At 71.6% G+C, this 15,838-nt stretch carries 17 protein-coding genes; 10 read left to right on the top strand and 7 right to left on the bottom strand.

Annotation, left to right across the window (positions count from 1 at the left end; genetic code table 11):
* Positions 1–35 precede the first annotated feature (35 nt).
* Complete coding sequence (locus Acy02nite_RS13030; RefSeq protein WP_203740276.1) at positions 36–2,363, bottom strand: ABC transporter permease; 2,328 nt, start codon at positions 2,361–2,363, stop codon at positions 36–38.
* On the bottom strand, positions 2,360–3,049 hold the full coding sequence (locus tag Acy02nite_RS13025; RefSeq protein WP_203740274.1) for an ABC transporter ATP-binding protein: 690 nt from the start codon (positions 3,047–3,049) through the stop codon (positions 2,360–2,362). Before Acy02nite_RS13025 ends, Acy02nite_RS13030 begins: the two co-directional genes overlap by 4 nt.
* A gap of 138 nt (positions 3,050–3,187) precedes the next feature.
* Here Acy02nite_RS13025 and Acy02nite_RS13020 point away from each other — a divergent pair, with 138 nt between their 5' ends.
* The 5 genes from Acy02nite_RS13020 to Acy02nite_RS13000 all read left to right on the top strand — a co-directional run bounded on the left by Acy02nite_RS13020 (position 3,188) and on the right by Acy02nite_RS13000 (position 7,487).
* A complete protein-coding gene (locus Acy02nite_RS13020) occupies positions 3,188–4,003 on the top strand; it encodes a sensor histidine kinase (protein WP_203740272.1) in 816 nt (271 codons plus the stop codon).
* Positions 4,000–4,650 carry a response regulator gene (locus tag Acy02nite_RS13015; protein WP_203740270.1) on the top strand — a complete coding sequence of 217 codons (651 nt, stop codon included), beginning with the start codon at positions 4,000–4,002 and terminating at the stop codon, positions 4,648–4,650. Before Acy02nite_RS13020 ends, Acy02nite_RS13015 begins: the two co-directional genes overlap by 4 nt.
* Positions 4,651–4,838: 188 nt before the next feature.
* Positions 4,839–5,978: an acyl-CoA dehydrogenase family protein gene (locus Acy02nite_RS13010; protein WP_203740268.1), complete on the top strand. Its 1,140-nt coding sequence runs from the start codon at positions 4,839–4,841 to the stop codon at positions 5,976–5,978.
* 35 nt (positions 5,979–6,013) lie between these two features.
* Positions 6,014–6,475: an Lrp/AsnC family transcriptional regulator gene (locus tag Acy02nite_RS13005; protein WP_203740266.1), complete on the top strand. Its 462-nt coding sequence runs from the start codon at positions 6,014–6,016 to the stop codon at positions 6,473–6,475.
* A 226-nt stretch (positions 6,476–6,701) separates the two neighbouring features.
* Positions 6,702–7,487, top strand: a complete 786-nt coding sequence (locus Acy02nite_RS13000; RefSeq protein WP_203740264.1) for an alpha/beta hydrolase-fold protein — start codon at positions 6,702–6,704, stop codon at positions 7,485–7,487.
* A gap of 93 nt (positions 7,488–7,580) precedes the next feature.
* Here Acy02nite_RS13000 and Acy02nite_RS12995 read toward each other — a convergent pair whose 3' ends face one another.
* Entirely contained in the window at positions 7,581–8,207 is a 627-nt protein-coding gene (locus Acy02nite_RS12995; protein WP_203740262.1) for a TetR/AcrR family transcriptional regulator, read from the bottom strand.
* 84 nt (positions 8,208–8,291) lie between these two features.
* Here Acy02nite_RS12995 and Acy02nite_RS12990 point away from each other — a divergent pair, with 84 nt between their 5' ends.
* Positions 8,292–9,257, top strand: coding sequence for a quinone oxidoreductase family protein (locus tag Acy02nite_RS12990; RefSeq protein WP_203740260.1), 966 nt, complete (start codon positions 8,292–8,294; stop codon positions 9,255–9,257).
* 130 nt (positions 9,258–9,387) lie between these two features.
* Positions 9,388–9,840, top strand: coding sequence for a hypothetical protein (locus tag Acy02nite_RS12985; RefSeq protein ID WP_203740258.1), 453 nt, complete (start codon positions 9,388–9,390; stop codon positions 9,838–9,840).
* A gap of 125 nt (positions 9,841–9,965) precedes the next feature.
* Here the strand turns inward: Acy02nite_RS12985 and Acy02nite_RS12980 are convergent, their stop codons facing one another.
* Entirely contained in the window at positions 9,966–10,661 is a 696-nt protein-coding gene (locus Acy02nite_RS12980; protein WP_203740256.1) for a hemerythrin domain-containing protein, read from the bottom strand.
* Between the two features lie 266 nt (positions 10,662–10,927).
* Positions 10,928–11,785 carry an arylamine N-acetyltransferase family protein gene (locus tag Acy02nite_RS12975; protein WP_203740254.1) on the bottom strand — a complete coding sequence of 286 codons (858 nt, stop codon included), beginning with the start codon at positions 11,783–11,785 and terminating at the stop codon, positions 10,928–10,930.
* A gap of 28 nt (positions 11,786–11,813) precedes the next feature.
* Between Acy02nite_RS12975 and Acy02nite_RS12970 the strand changes: the two genes are divergently transcribed.
* Positions 11,814–12,098, top strand: a complete 285-nt coding sequence (locus tag Acy02nite_RS12970; protein ID WP_203740252.1) for a putative quinol monooxygenase — start codon at positions 11,814–11,816, stop codon at positions 12,096–12,098.
* Between the two features lie 40 nt (positions 12,099–12,138).
* Here the strand turns inward: Acy02nite_RS12970 and Acy02nite_RS12965 are convergent, their stop codons facing one another.
* Positions 12,139–12,873, bottom strand: coding sequence for a class I SAM-dependent methyltransferase (locus tag Acy02nite_RS12965; RefSeq protein ID WP_239174689.1), 735 nt, complete (start codon positions 12,871–12,873; stop codon positions 12,139–12,141).
* Between the two features lie 146 nt (positions 12,874–13,019).
* Between Acy02nite_RS12965 and Acy02nite_RS12960 the strand changes: the two genes are divergently transcribed.
* Positions 13,020–13,211 (top strand): CsbD family protein, encoded by a 192-nt coding sequence (locus Acy02nite_RS12960; protein WP_203740250.1) that lies wholly within the window; start codon positions 13,020–13,022, stop codon positions 13,209–13,211.
* 37 nt (positions 13,212–13,248) lie between these two features.
* Here Acy02nite_RS12960 and Acy02nite_RS12955 read toward each other — a convergent pair whose 3' ends face one another.
* Positions 13,249–14,625 carry a KamA family radical SAM protein gene (locus Acy02nite_RS12955; RefSeq protein WP_425548190.1) on the bottom strand — a complete coding sequence of 459 codons (1,377 nt, stop codon included), beginning with the start codon at positions 14,623–14,625 and terminating at the stop codon, positions 13,249–13,251.
* Positions 14,626–14,737: 112 nt separating this feature from the next.
* On the opposite strand from Acy02nite_RS12955, the gene kdd reads away from it, so the two are divergent.
* A complete protein-coding gene (kdd, locus tag Acy02nite_RS12950) occupies positions 14,738–15,748 on the top strand; it encodes an L-erythro-3,5-diaminohexanoate dehydrogenase (protein WP_203740246.1) in 1,011 nt (336 codons plus the stop codon).
* The last annotated feature ends 90 nt before the right edge of the window (positions 15,749–15,838 follow it).

Genomic DNA, 15,838 nt, shown 5'->3' with positions numbered 1-15,838 from the left:
ATCGTGCCGCCCGGCACGATCAGCGGGACGGTGCGTCACTCGTTGTGCAGGACCTGGGCGATGGTCAGCCGGGCCGCCGAGCGGGCCGGCAGCAGCGCCCCCAGCACCGCGATCGCCACTCCGCTCAGGATGAGCAGCACCACCACGGCCGGCGTCCAGACGGCGATCACCGACTCGGGCAGCCTGGTGTGCGCGGCGTCCGACACCATGGGAATCACCACCCGGTGCGTCAGGATCCCGAGCGGCAGGCCGAGGAGCCCGCCGAGCAGCCCGAGCGCGCCCATCGAGGTGACCATCATCGCCACCACCTGCCGTGGCGTCATCCCGATCGACTTGAGCATGCCCAGGTCGCGGCGGCGCTCGAGGACGTTGAGCGCGACCGTGTTCAGCACGCCCAGGGCAGCCACGAGAGCGAGCAGGACACCGAGCGTGGCCGAGAAGCCGGCGACGATGATCGAGAAACTGTCGGTGCCGGTGTTGTTCCAGGCCATCAGCCCGCTGTCCGCCGCTTTCACGGCCTCGGCATAGTTGTCCAGATCGTTCCCAGGCTGGAGCTGCACCTGGTAGAAGTAGTCGCTCGGCTGCAGGTGAGGGTCCGCAACGGTGGTGGTCAGCGCCGGCCACTGGGCGATCAGGCCCGGCGCCCCGGACGGCCCGCGAACGGTCTCGCCGACGACCCGGAACGTGGTGTGCCGGCCGCCCGCGTCGACGGTGATCCGGTCGCCCACCTTCAAGCCGCGTTCGAGCAGCACCTTCGACGGCGCGACGACCTCGTCCGGCGCGGACATCCAGTGCCCACCGAGCAGCTGCGCCCGGTATCCGAGCTCCGCCACGTCCCCGCGGGTGAAGTTGACCAGCAACGGCTCACTGCTGCCCACGACCGACAGCTCGGTGGTGGCGAACACCCCGACGCGGGCGGTGCCGGGCAGGCCACGCAGCAGTTCCTCGACCTGCGTGTCGGTGCGCGTCGTCGGCGTCCCGAAGATCGGGCTGAGCCCCCGGACCCCGATGTCCCCGCTGACCTGGTTGTCGATGACGCCGACCCGGGTGAGCGTGGTGCCCAGCCCGGCCGAGAACGTCACCGTGACGACCCCGAGCACCAGCGCCGCCATGGTCAGCGCGGTCCGGCCGGGGCGGGCGAACGGCAGCCCCAGGCCGAGACTGACCGGCCGCGGCAGCCGGGACCCGCTCAGCGCCCGCTGGATGCGCAGCGCCCGCCCGCGCCGCTGGGCGCTGCCGGCGCTGATCGCCTCCGCGGCCGAGAGCCGGTGTGCCCGCCGGGCCGGCAGCATCGCCGCGATCAGGACGATCGCGGGGACGCCGAGCAGCGCCGTCAGCCACACCCACCAGCGCACCTGGGTGTCGCCGAAGCCGAACCCGCGGAACGCCTCGCCGATCAGGGACTGGCCGCCGAGCGCACCGATCACCGCGCCCGGGACCGCCCCGGCCACGGCCGGCACCGAGACCATCAACAGGTACACCGCGACCACCTGGCGCGGCGTGAAGCCGACGGCCTTGAGCACGCCGATGTGCCGGAACCCGGAGATCACCGCGCCGCTCACCACATTGCCCACGATCAGCACCGCGACCAGCAGCCCGAGCACGCCGAACGTGCCGAGCAGCGGGAGGTAGACGCCGAGGTCCTCGGCCGCTTTCTCCTTGACCGTCAGGTACGGCTCGCCGGCGATCAGCGCCTCGCCGGGGAGCCCCGTGGTCACCCCGGCCAGGCGGGCGTTCACCGCGTCCCGCGTCGACACGTCCCCGGCGAACCGGTACAGCATCTGGAGCCCGGTCGGGTGCAGCGCCGCCACCTGCGCGGGAGTCACCCAGCCGTCCGCCGAGTTGTTGATCGACTCCGCGAAACCGACCACTTTCAGCGTTACCCCGCCGGTGACGACCTCGGTGGTCGACGCGAGCGGGCCCAGCTCGAAGTCCGGGTCGGGGGTGAAGGCCAGCACGATCTCGCCCGGACCGGACGGCCAGCGCCCGTGCCAGACGTCGAGCTGGTCGACCGGGCCGCCCGGATCGGCGCGGCCGACCACGGTGAGTGGCGTGCCCCGGATCACGCCGGAGTCGGTCTCCGGTTTCACCACGACCTGCCCGAACGGCCCGGCCGTCGCGGTCACCCCGGCCGTCGCGGACGTCAGCTGGGTCTCGGTGACCCGGGCCGGATCGAACGCCGCGACCGCGTGCGCGCCGTGTTTCGCCGCGAACGCCCGGTCGAACGGCGCCGACGACGCGTCGAGCAGGGCGAGCGAGACCACAGTGGTGGCGCTGCAGAGCAGCACGACCAGGCCGATGAGGAACGTCTGCAGCTTCCGCCGCCGCACCGCGGCCCGGGCGGCCCGCCACACGGCTCTCACAACTTCTCCAGGACGGACTCGCGCGCGATCCGGCCGTCGCTCATCTCGATCAGGCGGCTCGCGCAGCGATGCGCCAGCCGCTCGTCGTGCGTGACGATCAGCAACGTCTGACCGATCTGGTTCAGATCCAGCAGCAGGTCCATCACCTGCTCGCCGGCCTTCGAGTCGAGCGCGCCGGTCGGCTCGTCGGCCAGCAGCAGCGCCGGCCGGTTCATCAGCGCGCGGGCCACCGCGACCCGCTGCCGCTCGCCACCGCTGAGCGCCGCCGGGTAGATGTTGCGCCGGTCGGCGATGCCCAGCTCGTCGAGCAGCTCCAGGGCGCGGCGCCGGGCCGGGCCGGCCTTGCTGCCGGTCAGCTGCGCGGCCAGGGCCACGTTGTCGAGCGCCGGCAGATCGTCCAGCAGGTTGAAGAACTGGAAGATCATCCCGAGGTGGTGGCGGCGGAACATCGCCAGCCGGGTCTCGTTCATCTCGTCGATGCGCTCGCCGTGCACCTCGATCGTGCCGGCGGTCGGCCGGTCCAGGCCCGCGACCATGTTGAGCAGCGTGGACTTCCCGCAGCCGGACGGCCCCATCACGGCCACCGCCTCGCCGGGACGGATCTCCAGTGACACCCCGTCCAGCGCGACGGTCTCCCCGTACTCCTTGCGCACTCCATCGAGGCGCACCACCGTCTCCCTTGTCATGGGCGGAACGCTACGGACGCCGTACGGCAAGGGCATCGGACCCTGGTGTGACATCGCCCCGCCGTAGTCCTGGGGATGTATGCCGGGTAGGAGCACGGGATGATGTGCCCGCGGCCGCCGTCTGCCAAGGTGTGACGCGTGAGAACACTGTGGCTCGCCGGCGCGCTGGCGGCAGCCTGCGCGATCGTCGCCGCTCTCGGGGCCGTGCTGGTCCGCACCCGCCGCCGGCACGCCCGTGACCTGGGGGAGCGCGGCTGGCTGCTGGAGCGGGAACGGGAGAGCGCCACGCAGGCCGCCGTCGGCGCGGAACGGGCGCGCATCGCCCGCGAGCTGCACGACATCGTCAGCCACAACGTGAGCGTGATGATCGTGCAGACCGCCGCGGCCCGCGAGGTGCTCACCACGATGCCGGCGACGGCGGACTCCGCGCTGGCCGAGGTGGAGAAGGCGGGCCGCACCACGATGACGGAGCTGCGGCACCTGCTGGGCCTGCTCGCACCGTCCGCCGACGACGAGGCCGATGCCGATCTCACGCCGCAGCCGACGTTGCGGGCCCTCGGCGCGCTCGTCGACCGGATCGCGTTCGCCGGGCTGCCGGTCGAGGTGCGCATCTCGGGGCAGCCCCGGCCACTGCCCTCGGGCATCGACGTGACCGCTTACCGGATCGTCCAGGAGGCCCTGACCAACGCGCTGAAGCACGGCGCCGGTGGCAAGGCCGAGGTGACCGTCCGCTACGCCGAGCGCGCCCTGCGGGTGGAGGTGCTGACCAGCGGTCCCAGCGTCCTGACCGGAGGATCCTCATCCCCGGCCGCACCCCCGGAGGAGAGCGGCACCGGTCGCGGTCTGCTCGGCCTGCGGCAGAGAGTCTCGGTGTACGGCGGTGACCTCGACGCCCGTCGCCGGCTCGGCGGGGGCTTCCGGGTCCGGGCGCGCATCCCGGTGGAGGGGCCATGACCTCACCGCGGGTCCTGATCGCCGACGACCAGGAGTTGATCCGTGCCGGGTTCCGGCTCATCCTGACCGCCCGGGGCATCGACGTGGCCGGCGAGGCGGGCGACGGTGCCGAGGCCGTCGAGGCGGAACGCCGCCTGCGGCCCGACGTCGTGCTGATGGACATCCGCATGCCGGTCATGGACGGGCTGGAGGCCACCCGGCGGATCCTCGCGCACAGCCCGCACTGCCGGGTGCTGATGCTCACCACCTTCGATCTGGACAGGTACGTCTACTCGGCGCTCGCCCTCGGTGCCAGCGGCTTCCTGCTCAAGGACGTCACCGCCGACCACCTCGCGGCAGCGGTCCGCCTGGTCGGCACGGGTGACGCGCTGCTCTCGCCGACGATCACCCGCCGCCTGGTGCAGCGCTTCGCCGGCGCCCGGCCGGCCGTGCACCGCGACCTGTCCCCGCTCACCCCGCGCGAGATGGAGGTGCTCACGCTGCTCGGCCGGGGCCTGTCGAACACCGAGCTCGCCGCGACGCTGACCCTCAGCGAGGCGACCGTCAAGACCCACGTGGCCCGCATCTTCGCCAAGTTGGAGCTGCGTGACCGTGCTCAGGCGGTCGTCCTCGCGTACGAGACGGGCCTGGTCACCCCGGGCGCCTGAGACTCGGTGGCGCAGCCGGGGCCGCCACCTCCGCGGCCGTGTGGGTTCGCTGCCCGCCGATCGTTCGCCGCCCGCCCCCCGCTCGCCGCCGCCCGCCCGCCGCTGCCCGCTGATCCTCCGCCGTGCCACAAAGCAGCCGGCGGCCGTACCGCCTGTTCCGGGAGTTGAACGAACGTTAAGCTGAGCGGGTGACCGTGGATCGACTGCTTCCCACCCCTGAGGCACACGACCTGCTCGACCTCACCCGTGAGCTCGCCACCCGTGAGCTGGCCGGCAAGGTCGACGACTACGAGGCGCGCGGCGAGTTCCCGCGGGAGGTCCTGCGAACGATAGGCCGCTCCGGCCTGCTCGGCTTGCCGTATGACGAAAGTGTCGGCGGCGCCGGTCAGCCGTACGAGATCTATCTTCAGGTTCTGGAGATCCTCGCCGGGACCTGGCTCGGCATCGCCGAAGCCGTCAGCGTCCACACGCTGTCGTGTTTCCCGGTGGCCGCGTTCGGCAGTGAGCGGCAACGCAAGGCGCTGCCGGAGATGCTCGGCGGCGAGCTGCTCGGCGCCTACTGTCTCTCCGAGCCGCAGGGTGGTTCGGACGCGGCGAACCTCACCACCCGAGCCGTGCCCGACGGCGAGGATTGGCTGGTCAACGGCACGAAAGCGTGGATCACGCACGGCGGCTCCGCCGATTTCTACAACATCTTCTGCCGTACGGGCGGTCCGGGCGCGAAGGGAATCTCCTGCCTTCTGGCGGACGCGAACACCCCCGGGCTGCTCCCGCAGGCACGCGAGCGGCTGATGGGCCTGCGGTCGTCGGCGCCGGCGCAGATCGTCCTGGACAACGCGCGGATCCCGCACGACCGGATCGTCGGCGAGGAGGGCCAGGGCTTCGCCATCGCGATGAAAGCCCTGGACGCGGGCCGTCTCGGGATCGCCGCGTGCGCGGTCGGCCTGGCGCAGGCGGCGTTGAGCTACGCGGTGTCCTACGCGCGGGAACGCGAACAGTTCGGCCAGCCGATCGGTCGTTTCCAAGGGGTCGGCTTCATGCTCGCCGACATGGCCACCCAGGTCTCCGCGGCGCGTGCGCTGCTGCTCTCCGCCGCCCGCCTCAAGGATGCCGGCCGCCCCTTCTCGACCGAGGCGGCGAAGGCGAAACTCTTCGCCACCGACGCCGCGATGCGCGTGACGACCGACGCCGTGCAGGTGCTCGGGGGGTATGGCTATGTCGCCGATCATCCGGTCGAGCGCTGGTTCCGCGAGGCCAAGGTGCTGCAGATCGTCGAGGGCACCAACCAGATCCAACGCATGGTGATCGCCCGCTCGCTGACCGGCTGACGCCCTTGGTTCGCCCGGTCGTTACTCTTACCCGCGTGGAAGAGATCGACCGGGCGATCGTGTCGGCCCTGACCGCGGACGGGCGGTTGTCCTACACCGACCTGGCCGAGCGGGTGGGCCTCAGTGTCTCCGCCGTGCACCAGCGTGTCCGCCGGCTCGAGCAGCGCGGCGTGATCTCCGGTTACACGGCGAAGGTTTCCTACGAGGCGCTGAATCTGCCGCTGACCGCGTTCGTCGCGATCCGCCCGTTCGACCCGTCCCAGCCGGACGACGCGCCCGAGCGGCTGGCGCATCTCACCGAGATCGACTCCTGCTACTCGGTGGCGGGGGAGGACTTCTACATGCTCCTCGTGCGGGTGAAGAGCCCCGCTGACCTGGAGCGACTGCTGCAGGACATCCGCACGGCGGCGAACGTGACGACGCGGACGACGGTGGTGCTGTCCACGCCGTACGAGAATCGTCCGCCCCGGATCGCACCGCCCGCCGGCGAAGAATAAGACCTTCAAGAAGCTTTGCCCGTACGGGCGTCGAAGTGCCTTGCCTTTGACCTAGCCTCCTAGGACGCACTATGGCACGTGTGGGAGCCCACGGCGCTGGCAAGCTGAAGCTCTCTCCGGTGTACGAGCGGCACGCCTGACCGCACCTCGTGGACTGATCAGCGACCCGTGACGGGGTCCGCCGGGCGCGCGTTGTCCCCACGACACGAGCGAAGGGCGGAGGACCATGCGACGACGCACCCTGCTGGCCGCCTCCCTGGTGGCGGCGTCGACGGCGGTCGGCGCGTGGGCGTACGAATCCGGCCGCGCCGCCGTCGCCCCACTGGCCGTACCCTCGGTCCCGCCCGGCCCCGAGCGCTGTGAGCTGCGGTATTCGAAGGCGCGCCGGACGACCGTCGACTTCTACACGGCGGTGCCGGCCGGGCACGGGGACGGCTCGGGCCTGCCGGTCTGCCTCATCCTGCACGGCGGCTCCAAACGTCCGGCGGACTTCAAGTCGCTGGGCATCGGCCGATTCCTGACCGACGCCGTGAACCGCGGCGCGCCGCCGTTCGTGCTGGCCGGCGCGACCGGTGACCGGCTGGCGTGGCAGCCGGGGGAGGGCGACGACCCGCAGCGCATGCTGCACGAGGAACTGCCGGGGTGGTGCGCCGCGCGCGGCTACGACACCAGGCGGCTGGCGGCGTGGGGCTGGTCGATGGGCGGGTATGGGTCGTTGCTCCTGGCCGAGACGTTCCCGCTGTTCGTTCGGGCGGTCGCCGCGTTCTCCCCGGCGGTCGTGCCCGGCGACGCGGTGTTCCGCGGCGTGCAGCGGCTGGCGGGCACCCCGGTCGGCCTGTGGTGCGGACGCGGCGATCCGTTGTTCGCGAATGTCCACGCGCTGCGCCGGGAGTTGCCGGCCGAGCCGGTGGCCGGCACTTTCGGGCCGGGAAAGCACAACTTCACGTATTGGAGCACGGTCATTCCGCCGGCTTTCGCCTTCGTCGCCGCCCGGCTGAGCGGCCCGGCGTGATCGTCCACTACCGGCGCCGATACCCGGTCTTCATGCCGGCGCGGCCGTTGACCGCCGGATGTCGCGGAAGCCTGCCCGCGGTGACGCTCAGCGTCACGGGTGCCGGGATTCTGCTTTCGTGTGGCTGGCTGCGCCGTCCGGGAGGAGGGCGGTGACCAGGTCGCGCAGGGTCCGGTCGAGGCGTTCGCCCTCACCGCGGGCGAGCGCTTCCAGGATGGGTTCGCTGTGCACGGAGGCGAGCAGCACGTGGGCGAGCATGTCGGTGTCCAGGTCGGGGCGTTCCTGCCCGGCCAGCCCGGCGATGTGGCCGTGCCAGGTGCGGTAGACGGGGTGGGCCTCCCGCGGCCCCTGATCGGACGGCGCGGCGATGGCCGGCCCGAGGGCGGCGAGCAGGCCCTTGTTGCGCGAGACGAGGTCGACCACCGCGCTGAGGAAGGCGAGCAGCCGGGCTCGCGGGGGTGCGCCGGGCCCGAGCGGGGGCGGCCCGTCGGCGATCGCAACGCCGAGGTCGTGAGCGCGCTCCTGGACGAGGGCGAGCATCAGCCCGTCACGGCTGCCGAAGCGGTGGAACACGGTGCCCTTGCCGACGCCGGCGGTGGTCGCCACCAGGTCCATCGAGATCTGTGCCGGGTGGTGATGGGCGAGCAGTTCCTCGACCGCGCGCAGCAGGGCCGTGCGGTTGCGGGCGGCGTCGGCGCGCAGGCGTCCGGAACGAGGCATGGCATTCCCATCGACAAGTTGACCGTCGGTCCAGTAAGGTCGCAGCAACTGGACTGCTGGTCAGTTTAATGGGGGGTGGGGTCGGTGCGGCGAGTGCGGTATCACGAGTTTGGCGGCCCGGAGGTGCTGACCGTCGAAGAGGCGGCGGTCCCGGTGCCGGGCGACGGCCAGGTGCTGATCCGGGTCGAGGCGGTCGGGGTCAACTTCGTCGACACCTGGTTCCGCCGCGGCGGCGAGGGGATCTTCCGTCGTCCGCTGCCCGGGCGCCCGACCGGTGACGTGGTCGGCGTCATCACCGAGGTAGGCCCCGGCGTGGGCCCGGAGCTCGTCGGCCGTCGGGTGGCAGCGCTGGCGGAGGATGCCTATGCGGAGTTCGTGCTCGCGGATGCGGGCTGGCTGGCCGAGGTGCCGGCCGGGCTGACCGTGGCTGATGCGGTGATGCTGCCGATGGCGGCTCCGGTGGCGCTGCGGGTGTTGCGGTCAGCCGGGGTGCGGCCCGGCGAGAGTGTGCTGGTGCACGCGGCGGCCGGTGGGATCGGACATCTGATCGTCCAGCTCGCCAGGGAGCTGGGAGCGGGAGTGGTGGCCGGTGCGGCCTCGGGCGGCAAGCTGGAGTTCGTCCGGTCGCTCGGCGCCGACCTGGCCGTGGATTATGGGTTGCCCGACTGGCCGCAGCGGGTGCGCGAGGCGGCTCCGGCCGGGGTCGACGTGGTGCTGGACGCGGTCGGCGGCGACGTGCTGCGGCAGGCGCTGGGGTTGCTGGCGCCGTTCGGGCGGGCGGTGGTCTACGGCGCCGCGGCCGGGGGAGCGGATGAGGTGCCGGTGGCATCGTTGTTCGCGCTGCGCACGGTCACCGGCTTCAACCTGACGGCGTGGCGCCTGTTCGCACCCGAGGCGGCCCGCGAGGAGATGTCCGAGGTGGCAGCCCTGTTCGCGCGGGGGCGGATACGCACGGCGGTCTCGGCCGAGCTGCCGCTGGAGGAGGCTGCGACCGCCCACAAGCTGATGGAGGAGCGCAGTCACACGGGCCGTCTGCTTCTTCGCCCATGAAAGCCGTCCGAGCCGAGCACTGCGCAGACCGCACGCTCTGTGTGAGCAGGGGGCGCGATGGTTCGGCGGGTGGCGAACAGTTGCGGCTCTAGCGTGACGGGGCTGATGCCGTACGCGGAAGGGATGATCGATGCCAGAACCGAGCCGCATGATCGAGGAGTCTGTTTCTCATGCCCTGCGCCTCGCGCAGAGCTGGACCGGGTGGGACGGGACGCCGATCCCGGCCGACGACCGGGTGTATACGCCGCACAAGGCGATCCGGCGGATCACGGACCACCTGATCGACCACCTGGCCGAGGTGGAGGCACGGCTGGCCGGGGTGCCGACAATCCCGGACCACTGGCACGCGTCGGCGATCACCACGCCGGGCGACCTGGCACCGTTCACGAAGGAGGACCTGGCGGAGGCGACGAGCCGGTTGACCAGGCTGGCGCAGATCTGGACCGTGCGCCTGGAGTCGCTGACCGAGCAGCAATGGGATCAGGCCACGCTGGGAGCGTGGACGATTCGCGAGATCGTCGAGCACCTGGCGGACACCTACTACGCGGACGCGGTCGGCAACTTGGCGTCCACGCCCGGATAGTGCGCGGTCCGTGATCCTGTTGCTCGGCGCGGCGCAGCGGGGTGGGGCTCTGTTCGCCGTGCGTGGATGGCGGCCGGGTCGGGCAGCGGCGACACGTTGGCGTCGGGCCGCCGCTGCCGGGTGCGCTATCGGTGGTTCCGTGGAGATATCAACCGGAGAACGGGGGTGGACCAGCCGTCGTCGGGAACGCCGGCGTCGAGGGCTTCGGCGAGGGCCCGCTCCTCGTAGCGGAAGTGCGACTCCATGATCGCGGCCAAGCCGTCCAGCTCCGGGCCGACCTTGGCCGGGTCGGCGGTGCTGAGCTCGGCGATGCGGTGGAGGATTCCGGTGATCAGGCCGTGGTCCTCGACCAGCTTGTCGATCGTCGGCTCGAGGTCCGGGCGTTCGCGCAGCAGCGCGGCGAACAGGCCGGTGTCCTCGCCCTGGTGGTGGGTGGTCAGCGCGCCGCAAAAGGCAAGGCAGTGCGCGCGCAGGTCGTCGGCCGGGTCGGGTGGCGCCGTCGGCACGTGCGGGCCGGTCCCAGGAGCGGCCGGTGCGTTCGGGTCGGTCGACCGAGCCGGTGGCGCCTGTGGGTCGACCATGCGGGCCGGTGGAGCCTGCGGGTCGGCGACGCGGGCCGATGGTGCTTGCGGGTCCGCTGGGCGGCCCGATGCGCCCTGCGGGTCGGCGGCGCGGGCCGATGAGGCCTGCGGGATGGGCGCGGCGGCGGGCGGGGAGGTGGTTCGGGCGCGCAGGCCGGCGAGGCGGCGGCGCAGTTCGTGGTGGGTTTCGGCGAGTTGCTTGCTGAGCGCGGCGACCCGGTCGCCGGCAGGGGAGGCCACGTGGGCGGTCCCTTCGGTTCCGCACCTCCATGCCCGGCGCAGTCCGCCGCCGACACGCGATGCTCCGCCAATCCGACCACATCGCCCGCAAGGCCGGCAAGCCAGATGTCATGAGGCGAACGGCCTCGGCGTCGGCTCGGGCGGGCTGTCAGGTCGGCCACTGTTCGTGGGTTGTGGCGTGGGCCGGGAACGGCCATGGCGGCGGCTGTCGGGTCGGCCACTGTTCCTGGGTTGTGGCATGAGGCGCGAGCGGCCACGGCGGCGGCTCAGGCGGGCTGCCCGGCCAGCCACTGCTCGTGGGCTGCGGCGAGACGAGACCAGAGGGCGTCGCGCTCGGCCGCGGTGACGTCCGTGAACGTCAGGCCGAAGACGTCCGCCATCGCGGTGAAGTAGTCGTTGCGGGTGGTGAGCTCGACCCGTCGCGGGTCGGCGCCGATCCGGGTCAGGACCAGTGTCCGGACGAGGTCCACGCCGGTGGCGTCCCGCCGGACGGCCGTCGCGACCCGCACGAATCCGGACTCCGGTGACGTCGACAGGTGCTGATGCTGGGCCTGGAAGGCGGTCATCTCCGTGGCCGTGCCGCGGAAGTCCATGCCCAGGAAGGAGCCGGCCGGGTCGTGGTCGAAGCGCCACCCGCCGGGCTCCACCTCCGACGGCCGCAGCGCATACCGGAACGGGCCCTGCCGGTACTCGCCGGCCACCAGCGGCAGCGGCGCGTGCAACCCGTCACCCATCCCGAGGTCCACCAGCCAGGTCCCGCCGGGGGCGTCGTCCGAGGGCAGCCCGGAGACGGTGAGCACGAGGTGGTTGGCGTTGACCTCGGCCGGCTGCGAGGCGTTGCCCTGCACCCCGCCGACGTGCCGGGTGACCTGATAGCCGAGGGCCCGCAGCAGCGCGGAGAACGCCCCGTTGAGGTGGTAGCAGTAGCCGCCCCGGCCGGCCACGATCCGGCGTACGGAATCGCGTGGTTCGATGGTGGTCGGCCGCCCGAGCCAGATCTCCAGGCACTCGTAGGGCACCCGCTCGGCGTGGGCCGTGTGCAGCGCGTGCAACCCGGCGACGCTGGGTGCCTGACCGGCCAGTGATGCCAGCCCGAGGCGGCGCAGGTATCCGTCGACGTCCATACCGCGAACCCTATCGATCGGAAGCCACATGATCATCATCGCTGGCGAGCTCCGGGTGTCCCCGGACGATCGCGATCCCTACCTTGCCGGGGTCGCCGGCGTGGCCCGGGCCGCCCGGGAGGCACGAGGCTGCCACGACTTCACCCAGTCGGCCGACCCGATCGTGCCGGGCCGGATCCTGGTCTATGAGCGCTGGGAGTCCGACGACGACCTGCTCGCCTTCCGCGCCGCCGGCGGCCCCGGCCTCGATCTGCCCCCGCTGCTGTCAGCCGATGTCAGCAGATATCGCGTCTCGAGTGTCGAAGCACCGTGACATCGGCGAGGGATGCCGGCGCCCGGCGTCCTCGACGGGCTTACGAACGGAAGCGCTGGGGCAGGTCCGCGTAGGCGCACTGTGTCAGGTACGGCAGGGCGTAGGAGTCGTGGCCGAGCAGCGCCGGGTGGGTCGAGATCAGCTGGCGGACCTGGGCCAGCAGGGCCGCCCGCTCGTCCTTGGGCAGCAGGATCACCCCGCTGCGCGAGGCGACGAGGTCGAGCAGTCCGGCCGGCCGCACGTCGTGGGTCCATCCGAACGTCGCCGTCTCGATCGGCCCGAACGGCGGCCCGATCGTCGTCTCGCGGCGCTCCTCGCGGCCGATGATCGTTCCCAGTCGCCGGACCCAGTCGGCGCGTTCGTCGCGCAGGTTCCAGATCAGGCCGAGCCGGCCGCCGGGGGTCAGCACCCGGGCGATCTCCGGCACGGCCCGGGCCGGGTCGACCCAGTGCCAGGCCTGCGCGACGAGGACCACGTCGACGGACGCGTCGGGCAGCGGGATGTTTTCCGCGGTGCCGACGTGCGTGCCGACCCCGGGCACCGCCCGGCGCAGCTCGCCGAGCATCCCTTCGGACGGGTCGACGGCGACGACATCGAGCCCGCGCGCCCGGATCTGCCGGGTCAGTTTGCCGGTCCCGGCGCCGAGATCGAGCACCTGCGGCGAGCCGGTCGGGAGCAGGAAGTCAACGGCGCTTTCCGGGTACGGCGGACGACCGCGCTCATAGGCATCAGCGGCCGTCCCGAAGGACGACGCCCGCTCGGCGAAGGCATCCACGACCGCGATCCTATTCCGGAGCCCCGACCTCGGGTGGGAGCGTGCCGGGGCGGGGAGGCCGGCGGCGCTGTTTCGGATTCGCGCCGATCGGGCACCTCTGTGATCGAGGCACCCCACTACGGACACGATGCACGGAGGGTTGACTTATGAGCTTCACCGACAAGGCCAAGAACAAGGCCGAGGAACTGACCGGCAAGGCCAAGCAGGGCATCGGCGAGGCGACCGACAACCCGCGGCTGTACGCCGAGGGCGAGGCCCAGGAGGCCGCCGCGCACACCAAGCAGGCCGGTGAGCACGTGAAGGACGCGGGCCGCGACGTCCGCGACGCCTTCAGCTGATCGATGTGAAAAGGGCCCCCGGTTCGGGGGCCCTTTCTCATGCGCTGACCAGGTCCTGCTGTTTGCGCCACCACTGCTGGCCGGCGTCCGGCAGCGTGTCGATCGGGTCGTAGTAGGCGTAGAGCTTCGACAACGCCTCGCTGTCGTCCTTCTCGATCGACGTGCGGTAGTTCTTCGTCCAGTACGAGATGCCGTGTTCCCGGTCGTACTCGGCGACCATGTGCACCCAGCGCTTGCCGACGAACGGGACGTCGCACACGATCCGCGGCGTCGCGTAGCCCGGCAGGTAGCCCATCAGGTCGTGCTGCAGTTGCTGGGCGTGCCACACCGGCACCCGCCAGTGCTCCGCGTTGGGGATCATGTCGCACATGTAGAAGTAGTACGGCAGGATCCCGGCCTCGCCCTGCAGCCCGAAGCACAGGTCGAGCAGGTCTTCCGAGGTGGCGTTGACGCCGCGCATGAGGACACCCTGGTTGCGCACGTCGCGTACGCCGATCTCGAGCAGGGTCTGCGCGGCCTTGGCGACCGCCGGGGTCAGCGAGTTCACGTGGTTGACGTGGGTGTGCACGGCGAGGTTGACGCCACGGCGCTGCGCGGTGACCGCCACCCGGTGCATGCCTTCGACCACGTCGTCCTGCAGCCAGTGCTGGGGCAGGCCCATCAGTGCTTTCGTGGCCAGGCGGATGTCCCGGACGGTGGGGACCGAGAGCAGGCCCATCAGGTACGCCTCGAGCTGTTTCCACGGCACGTTGGCGACGTCGCCGCCGGAGACGACCACGTCCCGTACGCCCGGATGGGTCTTCAGGTAGTCGAGGTGGGCCGCGTACCGGTCGACGGGCTTCTGGAGCAGTTTGAGTTTCGGGACCGTGGGGGTGCTGTTGCCGACCAGGTCCATCCGGGTGCAGTGCCCGCAGTACTGCGGGCAGGTGGACAGCAGCTCGGCGAGCACCTTCGTCGGGTAACGGTGGGTGAGGCCCTCGGCGACCCACATGTCGTGTTCGTGCAGGGAGTCGCGGCTCGCGTTCGGGTGGGACGGCCAGTCGAGGTGACGGTCGGTGGCGACCGGGAGCATGTAGCGGCGCACCGGATCGGCGTAGAACGACGCCGTGTCCGGCACCTCGTGCGGCACCATCGTGTTGAGCATCTGCGGCGGGAGCAGCATCGACATGGTGGCCAGGCGCTCCTGGTCGGCCTCCAGGTCGGCGTAGAACGACTCGTCGACCAGGTCGCCGAGGACCGCCCGCAGCTGCTTCACGTTCTTCACACAGTTGACCCGCTGCCACTGGGCGGACTGCCACTGGGCGGCGGTGACGTCGCGCCAGCCGGGGAACCGGGTCCAGTCGGGCTCGACCAGCTCGCGCCGCTGGTACTCGTAAGGCTGTTCGGACACCGTTGCCCTCCCGAAACTTAAGATCTGTTCAGGTGCACTAACGTACTGGAGAATCTTCGGTCTAGAAACCCAGGCTACGGAAGATTTACGGTGTAGCGGCGCCTTAGGGCGAGAGTTTGACGTGAGGGGGCTGTCGATGGCGGGATCAGTGGGTCTGCAGCGGGTGATCGAACCGCCCGGGGTGCTGCCCCAGGCCGCGTGGCGGCTGGACGCGTCCCCGGAGATCGGCCCGGACGAGGTGCGCATCCGGGTGCGGCGGCTCAACCTCGACGCTGCCAGTTTCCGGCAGCTCGCGGAGAAACATGGCGGGGACGGCGCCAAGGTCCGCGCCGAGGTGCTCGACATCGTGGCGACGCGCGGCAAGATGCACAATCCCGTGACCGGCTCCGGTGGGATGCTGATCGGGGTCGTCGAGGAGGTCGGGCCGGAGTCGCCGCTGGGGGTCGAGCCCGGTGATCGGGTCGCGACGCTGGTGAGCCTGACGCTGACGCCGCTGCGGATCACCGACGACCTCAGGGACTGGGACGGGCTCTCCGAGCAGGTCCCGGCGGACGGGACGGCGATTCTCTTCGGGCGTTCGATCGTCGGCGTGCTGCCCGGCGATCTGCCTGCTGAGCTGGCGCTGGCCGTCTATGACGTGTGCGGGGCGCCGGCCCTGGTCGACCGGGTCGCCCGGCAGTATCGGGACCCGACGGTGCTGGTGCTCGGCGGGGCGGGCAAGAGCGGATCGCTGAGCCTGGCCGCGGCGAAGCGGGCGGGCGCCCGTACCACGGCAATCGTCGTCTCCGAAGCGGAGCGCGACGCGCTCGCCGGAGCCGGGGTCGCCGACGAGATCGCGATCGCGGATGCGCGGAATCCGGTCGAGGTCGCGGAGAAGGCGCAGGCGGACATCACTGTCGTCTGCGTCGACGTGCCCGGTTGTGAGCACGGCGCGATCCTGGCCACGAAGCCGGGTGGCACCGTGATCTTCTTCTCGATGGCGACCAGCTTCCCGGCCGCCGCGCTCGGCGCCGAGGGCCTGGCCGCGGACGTGACCATGCTGGTCGGCAACGGCTACGTGCCCGGGCACGCCGCGTTCGCCGTCGACCTGCTGCGCACCACACCCGCGGTGCGAGCCTTGTTCGAGAAGCGGATCGCGGGAGACTGACCGCATGACTTCTCCCCTGGTCCGCAACAGCGAAGCCGTCATCCGTTACACCAACGGCCGCTTCTACTCCGCCGCCGAGCCGCGCGCCAC

Origin of the sequence: Actinoplanes cyaneus, assembly GCF_016862095.1 — a bacterium.
GTDB classification, from domain to species: Bacteria; Actinomycetota; Actinomycetes; order Mycobacteriales; family Micromonosporaceae; genus Actinoplanes; species Actinoplanes cyaneus.
Note: the sequence above shows the minus strand (reverse complement) of the source record. Positions and strands in the feature narration are given on the sequence as shown.